We start from the raw sequence: 23,886 nt of genomic DNA, 5'->3' as shown, positions 1-23,886 counted from the left end.
TTTTAAGGAGTAGTATTTATGCCGCAGTACTCATTGTTAAGCGAGTTAGAACGGAAAGTCATCTTGTTTAATTATGAAAAAAGAGGCCAGAAAAACAGCTTATTGTCCTTTGCCAGATTAAGTGATGATGATCGTTCTTTTATCTCCACGGAAGGGGATTATATTCTGTGGGAACTGAGTAAAAGAAAATTTGAAGCGGATGAAGTTATTTCGCATTCATGGATTATTATGTCAAAGCAAAACTTGCCATTGATTTTAAAATTCAACGCAGATCACCATCTGCGGGTAGGCAGTTTATTCGATGATAAAACAGTTGATGGTATTTGGGGTTTAGACGGTGGGATCCTAAGCATTTTTTTTAGATATGAACAGCGCAATTATTATATTGATATCATCGCTAATAATAAGCGTTCCATACATTCTGCTCTGCAAATTACCGATGAGCACAGTGTTGATCTTTTAAAAGTCATTCCACTGCGCAATGAAAAATATGGAATATCATTAATTGAGTGATTTTTTATACTCTGTTCTGCGCCATTAGTCAAATCACCGAAAACGCGTGCAGGAAGCTGCATTTAAGCCTTGTTAAATACAATTCATTTTTAAAAGCACAAACACATAGTATATACTATGCCATTTGAATTTTAGGATGGATGATTAATGCGAATTGCACTGGGAATTGAATATGATGGTGCTGCCTATTATGGTTGGCAGCGCCAAAAAGAGGTGATCTCGGTACAACAGGAACTAGAACAATCGCTGTCGAAAATAGCGAATCATACGGTCAGAGTTCATTGTGCAGGACGAACAGATTCAGGTGTGCACAGCACCGGTCAGGTGGTTCACTTTGAAACCGAAGCCATTCGTAAAGATGTTGCTTGGACACTGGGTGTCAATGCTAATCTGCCCAAGGATATTGCAGTACGCTGGGTTAAACAGGTAGATTCATCATTTCATGCCCGTTTTAGTGCAACTGCACGCCATTATCGTTATATTATTTATAATGGTGCCTTTCGTCCGGGCATTTTAGGGACCGGGTTGAGTCATTATCATATGGATTTAGATGTGCAAAAAATGCATTTGGCTGGACAGATGCTCCTTGGCGAGCAAGATTTCACCTCTTTCCGTGCGTTACATTGTCAGGCGAGCAGCCCGGTGAAATGCATTGAATATTTAAACATTAGCCAGCGCAGCCAATTCATCATTATTGATATTAAAGCCAATGCTTTTTTACACCATATGGTCAGAAATATTGCCGGTAGCTTAATTGAGATAGGATGTGGTAAGCAACCGGTCGACTGGCTAAAAACGTTACTAGCTTATAAAGACAGATCTAAAGCCGCGGCGACAGCAAAACCCGGCGGGTTATATTTAGTTGAAGTTGACTATCCCTCGCAGTATGATTTACCCCGCCCCCCCTGCGGTCCGCTATTTTTAGAACTATAAATCAGAGCAAAATATGCATAATGTTATTCCTCAAAAACTTCCTCAAACACTGCCACAATGGTTGGCCTATATTGAAATATTACACCCAAGCGCTATCGATTTAGGGCTGTCGCGTATTGCCAAGGTCGCTTCGGCTCTGCAAGTGATCAATTTTGATGCGCAAGTGATCACTGTTGCGGGGACAAATGGCAAGGGCACAACTTGTGCTTTTCTAGAAGAAATTTTGCTGCAAGCGGGTTTTAAAGTGGGGGTTTACAGTTCACCGCATATCCAAAGATACACCGAGCGCTTACGTATCAATAAACAGGAATTATCCGATCAAGCGCATTGTGACGCTTTTTCGGCAATAGAAAAAATACGGAAAGAGACTTCATTAAGTTATTTTGAGTATGCCACATTGGGTTGTTTATCTTTATTAAAACAAGCCCACTGTGATTATATCTTACTGGAAGTTGGGTTGGGAGGGCGTTTAGATGCCACCAATGTTGTTGAATCCGATGCCAGCGTGATAACCACAATAGATATAGACCATATTGATTGGCTAGGCAGCGATCGTGAAAAAATCGGTTTTGAAAAAGCAGGTGTTTTTCGTGCGAATAAGCCGGTCATTTGCGGTGAATTTGATCCACCATTATCTTTACAAGCTCATGCGCAAAATCTTAATTGCCAAATCAAATACGCAGGTAAAGATTTTTCCTATCAAGTAACCGGGAAGCAATGGAATTGGTCAGGAAAACAAACGCTCAAGGATATTCGTTTACCGTTATTACCCGTTCAAAATGCGTCAACTGCACTGGCGGTTATTGAAGCGCTGCAAGTCAAAGTAAATCCTGCTGTGCTTAAAAATGCCATTGAAAATGCAAGTTTAGCCGGTCGTTTGCAAAAAATCAGCACAACATCTGTTTGTGATGTGTATTTAGATGTTGCTCATAACCCGCAATCTGCAGGCTATCTTGCGAGTCAGTTACGCCTAATAAAGGCGGAAAAACCGGAAAAATGTAAAGTACATGCCATTGTCGGTATGTTAGCCGATAAAGATATTACCGGTACTTTTGATCAAATAAACACAGAAATTGATTTTTGTAATCTTGTCTCTTTAGATTGTTATCGAGGTCTTAGCGCTGACTCACTGTTAGAAAACCATCAAAAATCAAAAAATGCGCTAACGACCCCTATTTGTTTCGAAAATGTTAATCTGGCTTATGAAACAGTACGTAATAAAGTCGATTCATCTGATATAATTATTATCTTTGGTTCATTCCATACTGTTTCTGATTTTTTAAATTTTTCACAAGGATAACCTGTGGCTTCTCAGTTTAAAAATCGTTTAGTAGGGGTAACTATTTTAGTTGCCTCTGTTGTTATTTTTTTGCCAACCATTATTGATGGTGAAAAAATATCTTATCAAGATGAATTCACAGCAACCCCGATCCAACCGGAGACTAAAAAACACACCTTCACGGGCAGTGAGCCTGATATTATTCAAACGGAATCAAATTTAACAACCAACAGAAATCAGCTCGCGATCGATCCTATCGAAGGGAAAAATAAAAAACAGGAAACGCAGCTCGCTAAAAATGATGATTGGGAAATTGAAGAAGTCACAAAACCCGTTACTCTTTCTGACAAGCCGCTAGAAAGTGTAGAAAAAACAGAGAAAAAACAGTTTCCTGAATCTGCATGGATAATTCAGTTAGGTGCCTTTGAAAATGCAGAAAATATAAATACCTTATTAAAGCAGTTACAACTAGCAGGATTTCAAGTTCATACTGTCCCTCAAGAGGTCATTGATGGGGTATTAACCCGCGTATTCGTCGGACCTGACGTTTCACAGAAACGTCTAAAAGAGCAATTACCTCGTTTAAAAAAAGTAACCCAATTACAAGGTAAAATATTACCCTTCAAAGCAATAAATCCTTAGATTATTTACAGTAATTGCCGCGCTTCTCTGGTAAACTGCCGCCGTTTTCAATTTTATTTTAAAGGATCGCAATGAGTTGGTTTGATATCGCCATTCTTAGCATTATAGCTGTTTCATCTTTTATCAGTTTATTACGGGGTTTTACTAAAGAAGCACTCTCCTTAGTGACTTGGTTCTGCGCTTTTTTCATTGCCAGTAATTTTTACCTTGAAGTGGCCGTCTATTTAACAGAATTAGAAGACCCATTAATTCGCAACGCTGTTGCGATCGCTATTTTATTTATTGCGGTGTTATTACTGGGTGCCTTAATTAACTACATTATTAACCGCTTGGTTGCTGTTACCGGGTTGTCCGGCACAGACAGACTACTTGGTATTGTTTTTGGTGCTATTCGTGGTGTTTTAATTATCAGTGCACTCCTGTTTTTTATTGATTCATTTACTAATTTAAACCAGAGCGACTGGTGGAAAGAATCAACGTTGGCACCTGAGTTTGGAATAATTATCGAGTGGTTCTTTCAACATATTGAAAATGCCTCTAGTTTTTTGAATAATATTAAGGAAATCAATTAAATGCAGACTCTGCGTTTAATTTACACCCATTTAAAATTTACAATCACTATCATTTATATAAAATAACCTGTTACTTGGTATGACTGATATAACTTATTTTTCTAATAATTAAGGCATTATTTATGTGTGGAATCGTTGGTATAGTTGGAGCAACTCCCGTTAATCAAAGTATCTATGATGCATTGACCGTACTACAACACCGTGGGCAGGATGCTGCCGGCATCGTTACTATTTCAAATGATAATTATAAACAGCGTAAAGCCAATGGTATGGTGAAAGATGTTTTTGATTCTAAGCATATGCAGCGTTTAAAAGGTAATATTGGTATAGGTCATGTACGCTATCCGACTGCGGGCAGTTCCAGTGCCGCAGAAGCTCAACCGTTTTATGTCAACTCCCCCTGGGGAATTTCCCTCGCACATAACGGGAATTTAACCAACGCCCAAAATTTACGAGATTCATTAGTTAAGTCCCGCCGTCATATCAATACAACGTCTGATTCTGAAGTGCTGTTAAATGTTTTTGCTGCCGAGCTTGATAAAGTTGAAAGTGATAAATTATCACCAGAAGATGTGTTTACAGCTGTCGGAGAGCTTCATAAAAGCGTTAAAGGTGCGTACGCTGTTGTATCATTGATCATCGGCCACGGCATGGTCGCATTTCGCGACCCTTATGGTATCCGCCCATTAGTATTAGGCTCTCGTAAGACAGAAGAAGGGAATTTAGAATATATTGTGGCTTCAGAAAGTGTGGGTCTTGATACTATTGGTTTTGAAGTTATCCGTGATGTTGAACCTGGTGAAGCAGTTTATATCACCGAAGATCGGCAGTTATTTACCCAACAATGTGCTGAAAACCCGCGCTTAACACCTTGTATTTTTGAATATGTTTATTTAGCGCGTCCCGATTCCACCTTAAGCGGTATTTCTGTTTATGAAGCGCGTTTAGAAATGGGCCGTAAATTAGGCGCAAAAATAAAACGAGAATGGGCTGATGTAAAGATTGATGTTGTGATACCTATCCCAGAAACATCGAATGATATTGCGCAGGAAATATCTTTGGAAATGGGATTGCCTTATCGTCAGGGTTTTGTAAAAAATCGTTATATTGGCAGAACATTTATTATGCCGGGGCAAACACAGCGCCGCAATGCCGTGCGCCGTAAATTAAATCCAATTACATCTGAGTTTAAAGATAAAGCGGTTTTATTAGTGGATGACTCGATAGTACGTGGTACTACCTCGGAACAGATTGTCGAAATGGTGCGGGATGCCGGTGCTAAAAAAGTGTATTTTGCTTCAGCCGCGCCACAGGTTTGCCATCCAAATGTCTACGGCATTGATATGCCAACAGCCAGTGAATTGATTGCTTATAACCGCACGGTAGAGCAGATTAGCGATTGTATCGGGACTGACGCGCTTATTTACCAGGACTTAGAAGATCTCAAGGATGCGCTTCGTAAACAAAACCCTAATACAGATGATTTCGAGTGTTCAGTCTTTGATGGACTCTATGTGACAGGTGACATAGACAAAAACTACTTCGATTATGTTGAAAGTTTACGCAATGAAGATGCGAAGATAATTCAAGAGCAGAAAGAAGAGATAGCAAGTTTAGAGATGTATAACGAATCTTAAATTTATTTTTATTCTGTTAAAAAACCACAAATTTGTTTGTGGTTTTTTTGCCCAGAAACCCGAACAGCAAAAAGTCAGTCAATTTTCCCCTCTCAATTTTATCAAAATTTATTATTTTTAATTATCTGTTTATTAATGGCTCATCTTCTATTTTTGATGTTACCGGGTAAATTAAAAAGAAATATAGCAGATTCAAGAAAGCTGTTTATTTCTAGTTGATTCTCACTTTAGTTACTGATTAAATTATTAAGCTCTCATTTATATTAGTGCTTTTAACTTTTAACTATTAACCATTACAGGAATTCATCATGCTTAAAAAATCTCTTCTGGTAGTCGCGCTTGCTTCTATTCTAACCGGTTGTGGAGGCTCATCTGATAGTACTGATACAGGATCAACTACTTATACCGTTATTGATGGTTATTTAAGTGCCGCCGAAGTTTATGTTCTTTCACCCGATGGCAGCACAAAAACGCTCATTGGTGAGACGGATATTAATGGTAAAATACAGATCCCTACTGAATATGAAGGTTATACTGTGATAGCGAAGATTATTGCAGGTAAAACGATTGACAATGATAGCCCTGGAATACCTGTTACAAAAAGTTATGAAATGCGCGGCACAGCAGATTCTACCGTAGTGACCCCTTTTACAACGCTTGCTAATATTAACGTGATGACATTAACAGATCTTGCTCTTGAGCTCGAACTCGAGGAAGCTGACGTAGGTGGAGATTATGTCAAGTCACCGGACGGTAAAGCACATTTAGTGGCGCGTACTCTGGCCGCGCGATTAGATGATGATAGCAGCAATGATCATGATGATGCTGATCATTTAAAAACCTTAGCAGGCAATTCGGTTACTTATATCAGGGATAACCACGAACAGCATGGTGATGATCTGGACACAGTTGAACTGTATTATGATACTGAAGATAATCTTTCATCTGGAGTTCGTGTCGATAGTCATAGCGAATCCAATGATGACAGTAGTCATAGCGAATCTACTGATACTACTGAGTCAACAGATACAGGGTCAACAGACACAAGCTCAACTTATACTGGGTCAACAGATACTGAGTCAACAGATACAGGGTCAACTGACACAAGCTCAACTTATACAGGGTCAACTGACACAAGCTCAACTTATACAGGGTCAACTGACACAAGCTCAACTTATACAGGGTCAACAGATACAAAGTCAACTTATACTGGTTCAACAGATACTGAGTCAACTGACACAGGGTCAGCAGATACAGAGTCAACTTATACTGGGTCAGCAGATACTGAGTCAACTGAGACAGAGTCAACTGATACTGGGTCAGCAGATACAGGGTCAACTTATACTGGGTCAACTGAGACAGGATCAACCACTTATACCGTTATTGATGGTTATTTAAGTGCCGCGGAAGTTTATGTTCTTTCACCCGATGGCAGCACAGAAACGCTCATTGGTGAGACGAATACTAGTGGTCAAATACAGATTCCTGTTGAATATAACGGTTATACTGTGATAGCGAAGATCATTGCAGGTAAGACGATTGATAATGATAGCCCTGGAACCTTTGTTACAAAAAGTTATGAAATGCGCGGCACAGCAGATTCTACCGTAGTGACCCCTTTTACAACTATTGCTAATATTAATGTGATGACATTAACAGATCTTGCTCTTTATCTGGATCTCGACGAAGCTGACGTAGGCGGGGATTATGTCAATTCACTGGACGGTAAAGCACATTTAGTGGCGCGTACTCTGGCCGCGCGATTAGATGATGATAGCAGCAATGATCATGATGATGCTGATCATTTAAAAACCTTAGCAGGTAATTCGGTTACTTATATCAGTGAAAACCACCATCAAGATGATCTGGACACAGTTGAACTGCATTATGATACTGAAGATAAGCTTTCCTCTGGAGTTCGCGTCTCTCACCATAGCGAATCCAATAATGACAGTAGTCATAATGAATCGAATGATGATAGTAGCCACAGCGAATCCAATGATGATACTAACCATAGTGAATATGATTGATTAGCAGAGGAGAGATAGCAAGTTTAGAGATGCATAACGAATCTTAAATTTTTATCCTGTAAAAAAAACCACAAATTTATTTGTGGTTTTTTTTTACCTGGTAAACTCGATCAGCAAAAAAAAAAGTCAATTTTCCCTCTTATAATTTCCTTAAGAATTATCCTCAGATTAACACCTTATATTTTAATTTCGTTTCTTAACTGTTTATTTTATGTGCTTTATTTATTTTTTATCTTCGACTTAACCCAGTAAATGAAAAAAGAATAAAGAATATTCGCGTAAAGTTTTGATTTTTGGTTGATTTATTGATTTAATTGTTGAGCTTTTTTTTATTTATAGTCGCATTTTCAATCATTAATCTTAAAGGGAATTACCATGCTTAAAAAATCACTTCTTGCCGTTGCACTTGCTTCGATTCTAACCGGTTGTGGTACTGATACAGGAACAACTGGTATAGGAACATCCGATGGTACAAATGGAACAGCAACTACTTATACCGTTATTGATGGTTATTTAAGCTATGCTGAAGTTTCTATTCTTTTATCCGATGGCATCACAGAAAAGTTTATTGGTGATACGGGTGTCAATGGTAAAATATCGATCCCGGCTCAAGATCAAGATTATACGGTGATAGCGAAGATCATTGCAGGCAAAACGATTGACGCTGATAACCCTGGAATACCTGTTGCAAAAAGTTATGAAATGCGCGGCACAGTAGATTCTAACGTTGTGACTCCTTTTACAACCCTTGCTAATACTAATGTGATGACATTAACAGCGCTTGCCGCTGAGCTGCAACTCGACGAAGCGGACGTAAGCGGTGATTATATGAACACACCGGACGGTAGAGCACGTTTTGTGGCGCGCGGCCTGGCCAAAAAATTCGATGATGATAGCAGCAATGATCATGATGATGCTGATGGCTTAAAAACCTATGCAAACGATTCAGTTTCTTATATTGACACTAATTTTACTGATAATGATGATCTTGACGAAGTTGAACTGGATGATAATAGCAATGATGGTAACTGGAGCCATCACGATCGTATTGCCGGCGTTGTCGATTTTATTCAAACTCCCAGCTATCTTGCTAGCTTTAATCAAGCACAGTTTAACGACGAAGGTATTTTAAGGGCATCATTTTCCCTTACTGATAACACAGTGACATTAGATCAATACGTTTCTGGGTTAGTGCCACAGAATTCACGAACGGCTGATTATAGAATAGACGAAAATAAAATTATCATTAACCAAGGCCAAGGTAGTGATGAGGATGAATTTATCTATATGGCTAATAAGTTCGCGTTAGCTGTGACCTCTGAGTATGATCTTTTGGTTTGGTCTAAGTCAGATCCAAAAGTTCAGCAAACAACAGCGTTTACTGCAACTGAATTAGACGGTCAAACCTGGCATTATGTTGCCGATGACTCTACCTCAAAAAAACCGAAAATTATGAATGCAGCGTTGACCTTCTCTGCTATTACAGGAAAAGTCACTATCAACACGCATAAAAATACTGATCCAGTGGTAGATGCACCATACTCTGTGGACTCGAATGGTAAATATTCTATTGATCTACCAGCTTCAATTACCGATGGGAACGGAATGACGCTTACGTTTAGCAAAATGGTAGGTAACGAGGACATGATTATTATTATGGATAATTTGGGTAAACCCGCCTTACTGACTGCCGATAAAAAATTCGCTGATAGTATTGTTCATAAATGGACTGATGTTGCTGAATAATACACTTTGTTGTAACTAACATAAGGCCGCCCTATGGAGTATATAACCTAGGGTGGCTTTTTTTATTTTAGTAAATATGCTGCTGAATATATTGCCCGGTCAGTTTTATAACTTTTTTGCCTTTGATGGTATCTATTTTACCGATGATATTGTTACCGGTGATATTGATCTGCATTACTTTTATTATGTTAAAATTTTGCGAAATGAAGATGCTAAGACAATTCAACCGCAGAAAGAAGAGATTGTAAGTTTAGGGGTGCATAACAAATCTTAAATTTTTTTGCACTGTAAAGCTTGTAAACCATATTAGCAAAAAATAGTCAACTTTTATCCAAAAATTTCATTAAGATTTATCCTCTGATTGTCACTGGTTAACACTTCCTCTTTTACTTCTCTTTCTTAACTATTTCTTTTATTTACTTTATTTTTAAAATGGCTCCTGTTTTTTATCTTGGTTTTTTTGCTTTTATTTTGACTTGGCTGGATAAGTAAAACAGCTTCATAAGATGCCTTGATTTTTGATTCTTCTGCATATATATTAGCATTTACTAATTCTGTGTTTTTACTAATATTAGTCTTCAACTCATTAACCATTCGAGAAAATATCATGATTAAAAAATCTCTTCTTGCCGTTGCACTCGCCACCATTCTAACCGGTTGTGGAGGCTCATCTGATAGTACTGATCCAGGATCAACCATTTATACCGTTATTGATGGTTATTTAAGTGCCGCGGAAGTTTATGTTCTCTCACTCGATGGCAGCACAAAAACGCTAATCGGTGAGACTAATACTAATGGTCAAATACAGATTCCTACTGAATATGAGGGTTATACTGTGATAGCGAAGATCATTGCAGGCAAAACGATTGACAGTGATAGCCCTGGAACCTTTGTTACAAAAAGTTATGAAATGCGCGGCACAACAGATTCTACCGTAGTGACCCCTTTTACAACGCTTGCTAATATTAATGTGATGACATTAACAGATCTTGCTCTTGAGCTCGAACTCGAGAAAGATGACGTAAGCGGGGATTATGTTAATTCACCGGACGGTAAAGCACATTTAGTGGCGCGTACCCTGGCCGCGCGATTAGATGATGATAGCAGTAATGATCATGATGATGCTGACCATTTAAAAACCTTAGCAGGTAATTCGGTTACTTATATCAGGGATAACCATGAACAACATGGTGATGATTTAGATACAGTTGAACTGCATTATGATACAGACGATAATCTTTCCTCTGGAGTTCGTGTCTCTCACCATAGCGAATCTAATGATAACAGTAGCCATAATGAATTGAATGATGACAGTAGCTATAACGAATCTAATGACAACAGTAGCCATAGCGAATTGAATAATGATAGTAGTCATAGCGAATCGAATGATGATAGTAACCATATCGAATATGATTAATTACAATTAACATTAGCGCAGAATTCATAATGATAAAATCATCATTATGAATCATTTTTTAAATGGGTCTTTTGGCAGTAGGTAAAATTATGGCGTACAGGATTCTCAATTTATGAACGGATAGACGGCTAAGATTATAGATTCAACGTAATTGAATCGCCATATGGTCAATGCCGTTCGATTAAGCAATATCTCAGCGGATACTTTGAGGGCATATAAAGCACTGAACGTGGAAACGATCGGTGACTTTTTTGTTTGCCCGGTAAAGTCGCTCAGCAAAAATAATCAATCTTTATCCAAAAATTTAAGTAATACTTATCATCAGATTGTCTTTGGTTAACACTCCCTCTTTTACCTCTCTTTCTTAACTATTTCTTTTATTTACTCTATTTTTTAAAATACTTATATTTTATTTATTACTCTTTTTTGTTTTATTTTTGACTTAACCGGATAAATAAAAAAGCAATAAAGCAGCTCCATAAAACATCTTGATTTTTGGTTTGTTTTTATTTACATTTAAAATTAAATTTTTTTTCATTCACATTTGCGTTTTTAATGATTAATGACTATAGGAAATTACCATGCTTAAAAAATCTCTTCTTGCTGTTGCACTTGCTTCCATTCTAACCGGTTGTGGAGGTTCATCTGATGGTACAGATTCAGGGTCAACTGACACAGGATCAACCACTTATACCGTTATTGATGGTTATTTAAGTGCTGCTGAAGTTTATGTTCTTTCACCCGATGGTGGCACTGAAATACTTATTGGTGAGACCGATGCCAATGGCAAAATACAAATAGAAGCTAAATATAAAGGTTATACTGTGATAGCGAAGATTATTGCAGGTAAAACGACTGACAGTGATAGCGCAGGATTTGTTGCAAAAAGTTATGAAATGCGCAGTACAGTGGATTCTACCGTGGTGACTCCTTTTACAACCCTTGCTAATATTAGTGTGATGACATTAACAGCGCTTGCCGCTGAGCTGCAACTCGACGAAGCAGACGTAAGCGGTGATTATGTCAAGTCAACGGACGGTAAAGCACATCTAGTGGCACGTGGCCTGGCCAAAAAATTAGATGATGACAATGATGATGATGATGCGCCTGGTTTAAGAGCCTATGCAGGCGAATCGGTTTCTTATATTGATACTAATTTCACTGAGAATGATGATCTGAAAGAAGTTGAACTGAATGATGATAACTCGAGCCATCACGCTCGTATTGCCAACATTGTCGATTTTATCGAAGATGGTAAAACATTCTATGGCACCAGTTTTAGTCAATATTATTCTTCGATAGAAGGTATTATGGAAATATCACTTGTTGACGGTAAAGGAACATCAACATATAACGATACAAATAAAACCGATGATACTTTTAACTACACTATTGACAATAATAAAGTAATGATTGACGGTGTTAGTGATGAGTATATCTATGTTTCTAAAGAATTAGTACTGTCGGTGACAGCTGACAATGATCTTTTTGTTTACTCTAAGGCAGATTTAAACAGCACAACTGGCTTTACTGCAGATGAGATACAAGGTAAAACTTGGTACGTCATGAATGATACTAACACTGCAGGGACACAAGCAATTGAGATCTTCACTGCAAGCCTTACTCTCCATGCAACAAATCAGACATTAACAGCTGCTTATGATGAAGAGGTGCAAAATGGTACTTATACATTAATAAACGGTACCCTTGCACTTACAATAGAAAATGATGCAGGGCCATCTGATTACCTGGAGTTTAGAAAAGGTGCTGGTAATGAAGACATGATTATTGCTATGGAAGTGAATTCTGCAACGACGCCTATCATATTTTCTACTGAAAAAAATTTCGTATCGACTCTCGCTGGTAAATGGGCAATGTTATCTAAATAATCGTTTAATTAAAATAACATAAGGCCGCCCTATGGAGTATATAACCTAGAGCGGCCTTTTTTATTTTAGTAAATACGCATCTGCGTATCGGGATCAAAAAATACCACTTTTGACATATCCAGCATCAACGGCATCAATTTATCTAACCTACATTCGGCAGTTGGGTGAATACGGCAAATTGTTCTTACTCCATTGATGCGCGCTGTAATCTGCGTATCTGGCCCAGTCGGTTCAATAATTTCAACGGCGCAATCAAGCATAGCGCTATCAAGTTTATCTTCTCCCTGCTGAGTGATTTGTTCCGGGCGAATACCAAGAACCACTTTTTTGCCTGCATAACTCTCCAGCCCCGGGATAGTTTGTTTAATGATCATTTGATGCTGCGCGCCAGCACTTTCCAATCCTACCTGCATAACACCGTTCACTTTTTCAATCTGGCAAGGAATAAAGTTCATTGAAGGGCTGCCCATAAAACCGGCAACAAACTGATTGCGTGGATTGTCATAGATTTCCTGTGGTGATCCCATTTGTTGTATTTCACCGTCTTTCATTACCGCGATCACATCACCTAAGGTCATGGCTTCAATCTGATCATGAGTCACATATACTATGGTTGTTCCAACACGTTGATGCAACTCTTTGATTTCACTGCGCATCTCAACACGTAACTTAGCATCAAGATTTGATAAGGGTTCATCAAACAAGAAGATCGAAGGGTCACGGGCTAAGGCTCGTCCCATGGCAACACGCTGGCGTTGTCCACCCGATAGCTGCTTTGGTTTGCGATCAAGCAAAGGTTCGATTTGCAGTAATTTCGACACTTTATCAACAATGACTTGTTGCTCAGATTTTTCTGTTTTGCGTATTTCCAAACCAAAGGAAATATTCTGGCGAACCGTCATATTCGGATAGAGCGCATAGGATTGAAATACCATCGCAATATCACGATCTTTTGGATCTAAATGCGTGACATCCCGATCACCAATGAAAATGTTACCCTTAGTTACTTCTTCTAAACCTGCAATCATATTTAACAGGGTCGATTTACCACAGCCCGAAGGCCCAACTAAAATTAAAAACTGACCGGGTTCTATTTCTATATCTATGCCCTTTAGTACATTCACTTTGCCATAGGTTTTTTCAACATTTTGTATTTTTAAAGCGTGCATAATAGTGTTCCTTATCCTTTAACAGCACCCGCTGTGAGACCTTTAACGAAATACTTACCGGCTACTACATAGACCAGCAGGGTGGGCAGTGCAGCAATAATTGCCGCGGCCATATCAACGTTATATTCTTTAATACCTGTACTGGTATTGACCAAATTATTCAGTGCAACCGTAATCGGCTGCGAATCACCCGAAGAGTAAACCACGCCAAACAAGAAGTCGTTCCAGATTTGAGTGAATTGCCAGATTACCGATACGACGATAATAGGTATTGATACCGGTATAATAATCCGCCAGAAAATCAGCCAAAAACCTGCACCATCAATACGTGCCGCATTCACCAATTCATTGGGAATACTAATATAATAATTACGGAAAAACAGGGTAGTAAATGCCAGACCATAAATGACGTGAACCATAATTAACCCGGAAGTAGTCCCCGACAACCCAAGGAAGCCCAGAGTCCGCGCCATGGGTAACAGGATCACTTGAAACGGAATCATAGTGCCGATTAACAACATACCAAAAAATAGATCGCTGCCTTTGAACTTCCATTTAGTCAGTACATAACCATTTAACGCGCCTAATACGGTAGAAATTGCAACCGCCGGTACGACGATCAGCACAGAGTTCCAGAAGTAACCTTTTAAACCTTCACAGCTTACGCCGGTGCAGGCAGTTCCCCAGGCTTTACCCCAAGCATCAAAATTTAATGACTGCGGTAAAGATAGTAGGGTGCCTGAACGAATTTCATCTAAATCCTTGAGCGAAGTGATGAGCATAACAACCAGTGGCATTAAATATATAAGTGCGACAAAGCTCAGTATGCTATAAATCAATACTCTATTAATGCTCATCTTTCTTCTCCCTTAGTTCCGAATACAGGTAAGGCACAATAATGGCTGCGACTGCCATTAACATCATCATCGAAGCTGCCGACCCAAGCCCGATTTGTCCGCGAGTAAAGGAATAAGTATACATAAAGGTAGCCGGTACGTCGGTTGCAAAACCCGGGCCGCCCCCTGTTAAGGCAACAATCAAATCAAAGCTTTTGATAGCAATGTGAGTCAGTACAATCAATGCACTAAAAAATACCGGGCGCAGTCCTGGAATGATTATTTTACGGTAAATGAGCGGCATTGAAGCACCATCAACTTTAGCGGCTTTGATAATATTATCATCGATTCCGCGTAAACCTGCGAGGCAGAGTGCCATCACAAAACCAGAGGATTGCCAGACTCCCGCGATAACAACGGTATAAATCGCCATTTCGGTATTGACCAGCCAGTCAAAGGTGAAGGATTCAAAGCCCATTTCGCGTACCAAACGTTGAACACCCAGTTCAGGATTCAAAATCCATTTCCAAGCAGTACCGGTGACAATAAAGGAAAGTGCCATCGGGTATAAATAGATAGTGCGAATAGCACCTTCAGCACGAATTTTCTGATCCAAAAAAATGGCCAGAAATAATCCAAGCAGTAAACAGATAACAATGAACAAACCACCAAACAGCATGAGGTTTTCAGCGGCTACCCACCAGCGATCATTGGCGAATAGTTTTTCGTATTGTATCGTGCCGGCCCAATCATAGGTTGGCAACAGACGTGATGAGCTAAAGGATAACCACGCATTTAAAAACATAAAACCGTAGATAAAAATAACTGCAACGACAAAAGTAGGCGCCACTACTAGTTTTGGTAAAAAGTTCCCAAGGGATTGACGCGGGGCGCTGGATTTTTTCTTCACTAGATTAATCTCCTGTACAGCAAAAAACAATAATCGGATCTCAGCTGAAATACGCTGAGATCCAACAGGTCTAAAGGATCAGACCTTATTTAGTATTTAGCTGCTGCGACTGCTTTTACTAGTTTTTCTGCTGCTTCTTCTGCGCTAATTGAATCTGAGTTGTAGAACTCAGTAACAGTGTCGTAGATAGCACCTTGGGTTGAAGAGAAGGTTGACATACCGTGCGCCATACTTGGCACTAACGTATTTGCTTTAGCTGTTTTGACAAAATCTTTTGCCGACAGTTTTGCACAATCATCAAACTTATCCATGGACATATTCAAACGCGCAGGAATTGATCCTTTATTAAGGTTAAAGACTTCCTGAAAAGGAACGCTTAGGATAGTGCTGGCCAGATCATTTTGACCTTTACGCTGTTCTTTGTCTTCCAGATTAAACATCACAAAACTGTCGATGTTAAAGGTGAAATCGCCAGATGTACCCGGTGCAGCAGTACAGATATAGTCTTTACCCGGTACTTTACCGGCGGCAGTAAATTCACCTTTTGCCCAGTCTCCCATAAACTGCATACCGGCTTCACCATTGATAACCATGGCTGTGGCCAGATTCCAGTCACGTCCTGGCGATCCTGCATCGGTATAGTTCTTGATTTTATGGAACGTCTTCAGTGCATCAATCATGGTTGGGCTGTTTAAAGCTTCAGGGTCTAATTCAACAAATGCCTGCTTATAAAACTCAGCACCCGCAACACCTAGCACAACAGATTCAAACATGGTTGCATCTTGCCAAGGTTGTCCACCATGGGCAACAGCCGTCATGCCCGCGGCTTTAATTTTATCAGCAGCAACAAAGAATTCCTTCCAGGTTGTTGGTACGTTTGCACCGGCTTTTTTAAAGACTTCAGGGTTTACCCACATCCAGTTTACACGGTGTACGTTAACGGGAACGGCTACATATTTACCGTCATACTTCATAACATCTGCCACAACACCGGGTAGCAAGTCATCCCAGCCTTCGGCCTGAGCGACAGCGCTAAGGTTAGCTAATACGCCTTCGTCACCCCATTCCTGAATACTTGGCCCTTTGATTTGTGCGGCTGCTGGTGGGTTACCTGAAACGACACGTGTTTTTAGTACTGTCATGGCACTTTCACCACCACCACCTGCCACTGCGAAGTCTTTCCAGTCATGTCCTTTTGCTTCTAACATTTTTTTCAGTTCGGCAACAGATTTAGCTTCACCCCCTGAAGTCCAATAGTGCAGTACTTCGATTTCAGCTGCTTGAGCACCGGCTGTTAGGCCCAATGCTAATGAAATACTTAAAAATAGTTTTGAAATTTTCATGTGATATTCCCTTGACTAAAATTATCTGACAGCCGAACTGCTGATCAGATTGGAACTTACCAAAGAGCCGTTATTTAACAATAAAAGCGAGGTCAGTTATAAAACCAAATCATAAACCAACTATGCCCAAATAGTTAAGGAGATAAATCACATAAACAGATCAATCTTGTAACATTTTGTAACGCGTTTGTAACAGCTTTGTAACGTAATATAAATATATACTGGAAAGTCTTTAGTTAATTTGATCTGTTTTCTCATTATGATGACGGTCAGTGAATGATCGTTTTTAAATTGAATTTTTTTCTAATAGATCAGGTATATGTATTTGATAGTTATAATGGAAACAGGTAAATTAATATTGTAACTATTTGATTTTTAATGTAACCAAAGGGGGGGGGAACTAAAAATACCTATAACATGTTCCTTACTGTTAAGTGAAATCAATCACTCTGTCATAATGTCAGCTTAAAGTTGGTCAATCGATTTGGTTATAAATGTGCAGACATACTGATATTATATTGGATACATTTGCGCGTTGCTTTTCTATAGTGAAAGGGGAAAATGATGCTGTAGTTATGATGGCGTATCTATACAGTGGCCTCTAAAAATGCAGATAGATGAGCTTTGTGTGAAATAAAATAAAATAATCGCAGAAAGCATATTGTCATCCGCTATTTTCAATAAAATATCTGTTATAACTAACTGAAACTCTGTAATTATAGAAGGAACCCGAATAATGTCCCCTAGTTCAATGAAAGCTTCAATGACAGCCATAGTCACCACAGGCAGTGGCGGTTATGACCAATTGGTCTGCAAACAAGTTCCAATTCCAGATCTCTGCAATGGAGAAGTGCTGGTTAAAGTGTTGGCCGCCGGCGTTAACAATACTGAGATTAATACCAGACTGGGATGGTATTCTTCTTCAGTGCACGGCTCTACCAACGACACCTCGAACTCAGAGAAAGATCAGCCAAAGGCCGACGGCGGCTGGAATAAGCAAACGGCTTTTCCATTTATTCAAGGCACAGATTGCTGTGGGGTGGTGGTGAATGTGGCAGACGATGTCGATACTGGTCTTATGGACAAACGGGTACTTATCCGGCCCTGTATTCGCGAACACGGTTTTGGCTCTTTGGATAATATCTGGATGGGATCTGATTTTGATGGTGCTTTTGCTGAATATGTGAAAATTCGAGCAACTGAAGTGTTCCCAGTGGTCTGTAACTGGAGCGATGCAGAACTTGGTACTATTCCTTGTGCCTATGGTACATCCGAGAATATGCTCAACAGGGCCAATTTGAGAGCCGGTGAAACGGTTTTGGTAGCGGGTGCATCAGGTGGAGTAGGCTCTGCTACTGTACAGCTTGCAAAGCGCAGGGGAGCCAAGGTTATCGCCATTGCGGGAGAGGAAAAGCATGACAAAGTAGCTCCGCTTGGCGCAGATATTCTGTTAGGCAGAAGCGCTAATCTGCTTGTGGAATTAGGGGAGCAATCTGTCGATGTTGTGGTTGATAATGTGGGCGGAAGTGGTTTTCCGACCATGCTCAAACTATTAAAACGAGGTGGGCGGTTTGTCTCATCCGGCGCGATTGCAGGGCCTATTGTTGAACTTGATATGCGCGATATGTACCTGAAAGACATCACGCTAATAGGTACAACCGCTTGGGAGAAAACTGTTTTCCCTGATCTTGTGCGCTACATAGAGCAGGGCGAAATTCACCCCGTGTTAGCGAAGACCTTTCCGTTATCTTCGATTGCCGAAGCTCAAAAAGAGTTTCTTGAGAAAAAGCACGTCGGTAAATTTGTACTGATACCCTAAGCAGGAAAATCGGTGGGGAAATGATTTAGCCTGCTAATCAGTGGTATTGAGACCCAGAGGTGGGTCATTTTTATGCTTTTTATGAGTACTATGGTTGAAGTATTTGCTGAGCCCGCTTAATGTCGAATAGCCTTGTCAGATTAAGCTGGTAAGGCATTGTTTCGTAATGTATTGTTGACCAGTGCCGTTTCCAATTAAATTCTTCTTAAACTGTTATTGTCAATAACAAATTTTAACCCCTGTTTATGTCCGCGAGCGAATAATATAACGCAATAACCATATTTAAAAAGTGGTCTATTGTTGTTAATAGTGGTTGGTTAAATAAAATGTAACATTTGGTTTGCACTTTCGCGTATTAGCTTACTAAGGAAGCATCATGACAAAAGGTATACGTGCTTATAACTTATATCCAAAACTTGTTGGATCGATGAATATGTGGATCACACATTTTGATCGTATCCAAGCCATGAATTTTGACTGGATCTATATTAATCCAATCAATTATCCCGGCTTTTCCGGATCAGATTACTCGATAAAAAATTATTATCATTATCATCCGCTTTACGTCACAGGAGAGATGGATTTCGAGAACCCAGAAGCGCATGTCGAGAAGGGCAACAAGCTTCTGAAAAATGTATGCAAAGAAGCCGAGCAACGTGGAATGAAGATCATGATGGATCTGGTGATCAATCATACCGCTTTTGATTCGCCTCTTAGCGAAGAACATCCGGACTGGTACGAGCGTGATATTGACGGTCAACTGAAACACCCCGGTGCGCAGGATGGTGAGAATTGGGTCGAGTGGAAAGATCTGGCCCAGATTAACAACGCCCATTCCAGCGACCGCGATAATCTCTGGAACTACTGGCTAGAAATGATGCTGTTTTATTTGGATCTGGGGATTCGAGGATTCCGTTGCGACGCGGCCTATCATGTCCCGAGCGAATTGTGGCACTTCCTCATTCCACGCATTAAAGAAAAATATCCTAACGCAATATTTTTGGCAGAAACCCTGGGTTGTTCATCACAACAGTCCGTTGATATTGCTGAGGCAGGTTTCGATTTTATTACCAACAGCTTTAAATGGTGGGATTTAAAAGAGCAGTGGTTTCTGGAGCAGAACTGGGAATACAGTCGTCATGCCTCGTCGGTCTCCTTTCCAGAAAATCATGACACGATCCGCAGCGCCGATCAATTCGGCGGCAATCAGTACCAGGCACTTTTGCGCTACGAATTGGGGGCTTACATCTGTTCCAGTATTTCCACTACTATCGGCTTCGAATATGGATTTCAGCGGCAAATTGATGTTGTCCAAGCCAATCCCTCCTGGTGGGAACCTATTTGCTACGATATTTCCGATGACATTGCAAAAATCAACAAAATCAAGGCGAGTTACGATGTTCTTCAGGAAGATAATGGAATCGAAATGCTCCAGTTGAACGATCGACACGTCATCGGTTTTACTAAAGAAAGCCGTAACGGGCAGGAAAAAATTATGATGCTGGCGAATCCCGATGGTCATAGTAGTTATAGGGTTCGAGAGTCGAATGTCTACGGCATCATGGGATCTGATAAGGTGAAAGATATTTCCCGCAGCCGCCGAATGAAAGACGTCCCGGCATTTCTGGAATACAACCTTCTCCCAGGAGAAGTAAAGTTACTATATGTAAAACTATAAATTGACGTGTTGGCGTATTGTGATTAATTAACAGTAAAAAAATAATTAAGTGAGCACATTGTAAAACAGACTTAAGTCCTTTGCCTGTTGATTTAAACGAGCATTCTCTTTTTATAATTTAGAGAATGTTTTTTTTGTGTAATTTGCAGGTGGTTATTTGATTATTTGGTTGTTTTTTAAACAACTATTGACTTTCACTTTATATTCGATAAAGTGTCTATCAGCAAAAAATAAAGCTTTTTTTTACATTCTCCGTTCCGTTGTTTTATTGATAATACCTCGCTCTGTAGTTTTTAAGTTCCAGTCTATTTTTACGCTATTCAAGCCTTTTAAAGGCACCCTACATTAAAATTACAGGATATTGTTATTATGTCTAATAAAGAACAAGGAACCGTTAAATGGTTCAACGAAGCGAAAGGTTTTGGTTTTATCGAGCAAGCATCTGGTCCAGATGTATTTGTTCACTTTAGTGCTATTGCAAGCGAAGGTTTTAAAACGTTAGCTGAAGGCCAAAAAGTAGAATTCACTGTAAGCCAAGGTCCAAAGGGCCCGCAAGCAGACAGTATCGTAGGACTTTAATTTTCGGTGATATTTAGCTCTCATAGAGAGCTGATTTAAGATTAAAAAAATGGCAAACCTTTGCGGGTTTGCCATTTTTTTTGCTTATTTTAAAGCACGAAGCCCACAGCTTGAAGGCTCGAAAGCCTGCAGCTCAAAGCTCAAAGCTCGAAGCCCGAAGGCTCGAAGGCTCGAAGGCTCGAAGGCTCGCAGCTCGAAAGCTCGAAGCTCAAAGCTCGAAGCTCGAAGCTCGAAAGTTCGAAGCCCGAAAGTTCGAAGCCCGGCCTGTCTTTTTATCTTCTGCTCCTAAGAATAAATCAATTCTTTATTATCATTTTTTTCATATTCAGGTTGTATCGTCATATGGGTGATATGATATTTCTTTTTGATAGCATCAGAAATTTCATCGCAAATTTTTGTTACCTCTTTTAATGCTAAATTTTCATTGAAATCAATATGCGCCTCTAAATGTATATCGTGATCGTCTAATTTCCAAATATGAAGATGGTGAATATTATCAATGGGTTCATACTTTTCTATGTCTATTTTTAGCTCATCTATATTGATGTCGTCTGGAACACTTTGCATTAATATTGAGATGGACTCTACAATCAAAGCATAAGATGCTTTTATAAGATAACCTGCAATTAAAACCGTGATAATTGAATCTATCCAAAACAAGTTAAAATAGTACATCAATAGCCCGCCAACAACCACTGCAACCGATGTCATCACATCGGTAAGTAGGTGAACATAAGCAGCTTTCATATTCATGTTGTGCTTGGCATCATCTTTTATGAGAAGTACGCTGATGGCATTTAAAACGATACTTAAAAATCCTAACGCAATAACGAGTATAGAATCTATGGTCTCTGGATTTAAGAATTTATGGATAGCTTCTATGATAAGAAAAAGTGCGATACCAAAAAGTGCCGATGCGTTAAAAAGTGCCGCTATGATCTCAGCCCTTTTATAGCCAAACGTCTTTTGATTGTTTTTTGGTTTTGATGAAATTTTATTTGCCCAATAGGCAATTAATAAAGCGACCACATCACTCAGGTTATGCATCGCATCACTTAACAGTGCAAGCGAACCTGAGAGTATTCCGCCAACTATTTGCGAGAGAGTGATAATGATATTTAACACAATAGTGATAAAAAGATTTTTACCGCTTACTGGGTGATGGTGATGGTGTTCTGACATAGGATAGACCTTTATTTTTTTTCTTATATTATCATTAAATCGTATTAAAAAATTCACCAATACTGATAAGACCTCAACTTATTACCCCAATAAATAGGGCAATAAGCCTACCGGTAAGATTATTTTTAATTCTATAGCGTCAGTTTAATTAAGGGCTGTTATCGTCATTATAAAAAATAAAGCCGGGACAAACTACATTTTCTATCTTCTTTAGCTTTTAAATTATCATTACCTAAGACAATTCCTACCGTTTAATCAATGTGTTCCATTTGCTGAACGGGTTTCTAATCGTTATCAAAAATGAGTCTGACACCGGGCTATTCTGAATGAGAAGCTTGTTAATTTGACAACGTTCAACATATGGCAACATATGGCAACTTATTCAACCTTGATAGGTCGGGTAACATCTACTGCAGGAGAAGGTTTTTCTCGGGTAAACCACCAACAAAGTAAGGAGGCAATAGTCACCATTACCACGCCTTGCCAAAACGTTGCAGTGAGTTCAATATTCAAAATCAATGCGGAGAAGAAAGTAGATAATAAAGGCGTGAAATATGACAGGGTTGCCAGCAGCATCATATTGCCGCCAATAATACCTATGTTCCATAATGCATATCCGCTGCCCATCGCAACGCCCGTTATCAATAAATCAACTGCCGCACCTGATGTAAAAGCGATGGCAGGTTCATTACTCATAAAATAGGTGATCCACAAAGCTATCGCGGTGGCGATAAAGAACCAGGTAATAGCATTTCTTCCGTTCGCCAGTCGCTTAGTGATATTGCAGTAAAATGCCCAAATAAAAGCCCCACCGAGCGCCATTGAGTAACTTAAAGGGTTGGTTGCTATATTACCGGCCAATTGACTAATCGAAAGCCCGCCATCACCACTCACCGTCCAAGCTACACCAAAAAACGACAGGGCTATCGCCGGATAAAGTCTTTTATCAACCGGCTTCTTACTGGTAAACACCGCGAGTAATACCACTAAAGATGGCCACAAATAATTAATGACGCCCATTTCGACTGCTTGAATGCGGTTATTAGCCATTCCCAAGGCAAGCGATAAGCAAATTTCATAGCTGACAAACAGTGTTCCACCGATCAGAAGGTATTTTAACGAGAAGACTTTAAAGCGGGGCGCACCAAGAAATACCAAAAGAAACACAGCACTCACAGAATAAATCATTGCAGCACCACCAATAGGACCTAATTGTTCCGCCACATTGCGCACCAACCCAACCGTTGTACTCCATATTAGAATAGCCAAGCAGCCTGCAATGGTGCATTTATGTATGTTATTCAAGATAATTCCTTTTGTGTTTGTCTATCAGATTTGCACGATAATGAAGGCTAACAAATACGGCTTATTATATGAAGCAAAAATAAGTGAATGTATTATGAATAACAATGATAGTAGATAAAATATCCTTGGTTTTTCTGCAATAAAAGGACGAAGATCAATTTGTCTTACTCGACTTTTTCGCCGTATCACAGGCTTTAGATTTGGGGAGAATCCAATTTGCAGATAATAAAAATTTTGAATATCCGCTTTTCCCATCGCACAAACCCTCGCAAATATTGAGTGATAACTTGATTTTTTTATTAATATAAAATTTACTATTGTGTATATACAATTATTTTATTTCTCTCTAGATTTGTTGACTAAAGTCTTAGGTATAGAGAGGGAATAGATAAATACAGCAGTGAAAA

At 39.4% G+C, this 23,886-nt stretch carries 21 protein-coding genes; 14 read left to right on the top strand and 7 right to left on the bottom strand.

Annotated features, from left to right (window positions below; all coding sequences use genetic code 11):
- Window positions 1–18: 18 nt before the first annotated feature.
- The 9 genes from PING_RS10225 to PING_RS10185 all read left to right on the top strand — a co-directional run bounded on the left by PING_RS10225 (window position 19) and on the right by PING_RS10185 (window position 9,626).
- A complete protein-coding gene (locus PING_RS10225) occupies window positions 19–513 on the top strand; it encodes a hypothetical protein (protein WP_011770298.1) in 495 nt (164 codons plus the stop codon).
- Window positions 514–660: 147 nt separating this feature from the next.
- Entirely contained in the window at window positions 661–1,446 is a 786-nt protein-coding gene (truA, locus tag PING_RS10220; protein ID WP_011770297.1) for a tRNA pseudouridine(38-40) synthase TruA, read from the top strand.
- Window positions 1,447–1,459: 13 nt separating this feature from the next.
- Complete coding sequence (gene folC / locus PING_RS10215; protein WP_011770296.1) at window positions 1,460–2,746, top strand: bifunctional tetrahydrofolate synthase/dihydrofolate synthase; 1,287 nt, start codon at window positions 1,460–1,462, stop codon at window positions 2,744–2,746.
- Between the two features lie 3 nt (window positions 2,747–2,749).
- Window positions 2,750–3,367 (top strand): SPOR domain-containing protein, encoded by a 618-nt coding sequence (locus PING_RS10210; protein ID WP_011770295.1) that lies wholly within the window; start codon window positions 2,750–2,752, stop codon window positions 3,365–3,367.
- A 71-nt stretch (window positions 3,368–3,438) separates the two neighbouring features.
- A complete protein-coding gene (locus PING_RS10205) occupies window positions 3,439–3,939 on the top strand; it encodes a CvpA family protein (protein WP_011770294.1) in 501 nt (166 codons plus the stop codon).
- Between the two features lie 122 nt (window positions 3,940–4,061).
- Window positions 4,062–5,576: an amidophosphoribosyltransferase gene (purF, locus tag PING_RS10200; protein ID WP_011770293.1), complete on the top strand. Its 1,515-nt coding sequence runs from the start codon at window positions 4,062–4,064 to the stop codon at window positions 5,574–5,576.
- A 308-nt stretch (window positions 5,577–5,884) separates the two neighbouring features.
- Window positions 5,885–7,606: a hypothetical protein gene (locus PING_RS20975; protein ID WP_011770292.1), complete on the top strand. Its 1,722-nt coding sequence runs from the start codon at window positions 5,885–5,887 to the stop codon at window positions 7,604–7,606.
- Window positions 7,607–7,981: 375 nt separating this feature from the next.
- Window positions 7,982–9,352 carry a hypothetical protein gene (locus tag PING_RS19495; RefSeq protein ID WP_011770291.1) on the top strand — a complete coding sequence of 457 codons (1,371 nt, stop codon included), beginning with the start codon at window positions 7,982–7,984 and terminating at the stop codon, window positions 9,350–9,352.
- A gap of 52 nt (window positions 9,353–9,404) precedes the next feature.
- Window positions 9,405–9,626, top strand: coding sequence for a hypothetical protein (locus PING_RS10185; RefSeq protein ID WP_041766361.1), 222 nt, complete (start codon window positions 9,405–9,407; stop codon window positions 9,624–9,626).
- A gap of 125 nt (window positions 9,627–9,751) precedes the next feature.
- On the opposite strand, the gene PING_RS10180 is transcribed toward PING_RS10185, so the two are convergent.
- Window positions 9,752–9,934 carry a hypothetical protein gene (locus PING_RS10180; RefSeq protein WP_157035346.1) on the bottom strand — a complete coding sequence of 61 codons (183 nt, stop codon included), beginning with the start codon at window positions 9,932–9,934 and terminating at the stop codon, window positions 9,752–9,754.
- A 25-nt stretch (window positions 9,935–9,959) separates the two neighbouring features.
- Here PING_RS10180 and PING_RS10175 point away from each other — a divergent pair, with 25 nt between their 5' ends.
- Window positions 9,960–10,769 carry a hypothetical protein gene (locus PING_RS10175; protein ID WP_011770290.1) on the top strand — a complete coding sequence of 270 codons (810 nt, stop codon included), beginning with the start codon at window positions 9,960–9,962 and terminating at the stop codon, window positions 10,767–10,769.
- Between the two features lie 581 nt (window positions 10,770–11,350).
- Window positions 11,351–12,658, top strand: a complete 1,308-nt coding sequence (locus PING_RS10170) for a hypothetical protein (protein ID WP_011770289.1) — start codon at window positions 11,351–11,353, stop codon at window positions 12,656–12,658.
- A gap of 65 nt (window positions 12,659–12,723) precedes the next feature.
- On the opposite strand, the gene PING_RS10165 is transcribed toward PING_RS10170, so the two are convergent.
- The 4 genes from PING_RS10165 to PING_RS10150 all read right to left on the bottom strand — a co-directional run bounded on the left by PING_RS10165 (window position 12,724) and on the right by PING_RS10150 (window position 16,916).
- Window positions 12,724–13,827 carry an ABC transporter ATP-binding protein gene (locus PING_RS10165; RefSeq protein ID WP_011770288.1) on the bottom strand — a complete coding sequence of 368 codons (1,104 nt, stop codon included), beginning with the start codon at window positions 13,825–13,827 and terminating at the stop codon, window positions 12,724–12,726.
- Between the two features lie 11 nt (window positions 13,828–13,838).
- Entirely contained in the window at window positions 13,839–14,684 is an 846-nt protein-coding gene (locus PING_RS10160) for a carbohydrate ABC transporter permease (RefSeq protein ID WP_011770287.1), read from the bottom strand.
- Entirely contained in the window at window positions 14,674–15,573 is a 900-nt protein-coding gene (locus tag PING_RS10155) for a carbohydrate ABC transporter permease (protein ID WP_011770286.1), read from the bottom strand. The genes PING_RS10160 and PING_RS10155 overlap by 11 nt, the downstream gene beginning before the upstream one ends.
- A gap of 89 nt (window positions 15,574–15,662) precedes the next feature.
- Window positions 15,663–16,916 (bottom strand): ABC transporter substrate-binding protein, encoded by a 1,254-nt coding sequence (locus tag PING_RS10150; protein WP_011770285.1) that lies wholly within the window; start codon window positions 16,914–16,916, stop codon window positions 15,663–15,665.
- Between the two features lie 736 nt (window positions 16,917–17,652).
- Between PING_RS10150 and PING_RS10145 the strand changes: the two genes are divergently transcribed.
- From PING_RS10145 to PING_RS10135, 3 genes are all read left to right on the top strand, one after another.
- Window positions 17,653–18,735 carry an alcohol dehydrogenase family protein gene (locus PING_RS10145; protein ID WP_011770284.1) on the top strand — a complete coding sequence of 361 codons (1,083 nt, stop codon included), beginning with the start codon at window positions 17,653–17,655 and terminating at the stop codon, window positions 18,733–18,735.
- A gap of 376 nt (window positions 18,736–19,111) precedes the next feature.
- The gene (locus PING_RS10140; protein ID WP_011770283.1) at window positions 19,112–20,413 is read left to right on the top strand and encodes an alpha-amylase family glycosyl hydrolase; all 1,302 of its coding nucleotides are present in this window, start codon (window positions 19,112–19,114) and stop codon (window positions 20,411–20,413) included.
- Window positions 20,414–20,782: 369 nt separating this feature from the next.
- The gene (locus PING_RS10135; RefSeq protein ID WP_011770282.1) at window positions 20,783–20,992 is read left to right on the top strand and encodes a cold-shock protein; all 210 of its coding nucleotides are present in this window, start codon (window positions 20,783–20,785) and stop codon (window positions 20,990–20,992) included.
- Window positions 20,993–21,277: 285 nt separating this feature from the next.
- On the opposite strand, the gene PING_RS10130 is transcribed toward PING_RS10135, so the two are convergent.
- Together PING_RS10130 and yddG are read right to left on the bottom strand one after the other, a co-directional pair.
- Window positions 21,278–22,174, bottom strand: a complete 897-nt coding sequence (locus PING_RS10130) for a cation diffusion facilitator family transporter (RefSeq protein ID WP_011770281.1) — start codon at window positions 22,172–22,174, stop codon at window positions 21,278–21,280.
- 378 nt (window positions 22,175–22,552) lie between these two features.
- Window positions 22,553–23,479, bottom strand: coding sequence for an aromatic amino acid DMT transporter YddG (gene yddG / locus PING_RS10125; RefSeq protein WP_011770280.1), 927 nt, complete (start codon window positions 23,477–23,479; stop codon window positions 22,553–22,555).
- Window positions 23,480–23,886 lie beyond the last annotated feature (407 nt).

This window comes from Psychromonas ingrahamii 37 (assembly GCF_000015285.1).
GTDB classification, from domain to species: Bacteria; Pseudomonadota; Gammaproteobacteria; order Enterobacterales; family Psychromonadaceae; genus Psychromonas; species Psychromonas ingrahamii.
This window is presented reverse-complemented; position numbering and strand designations above follow the sequence as displayed.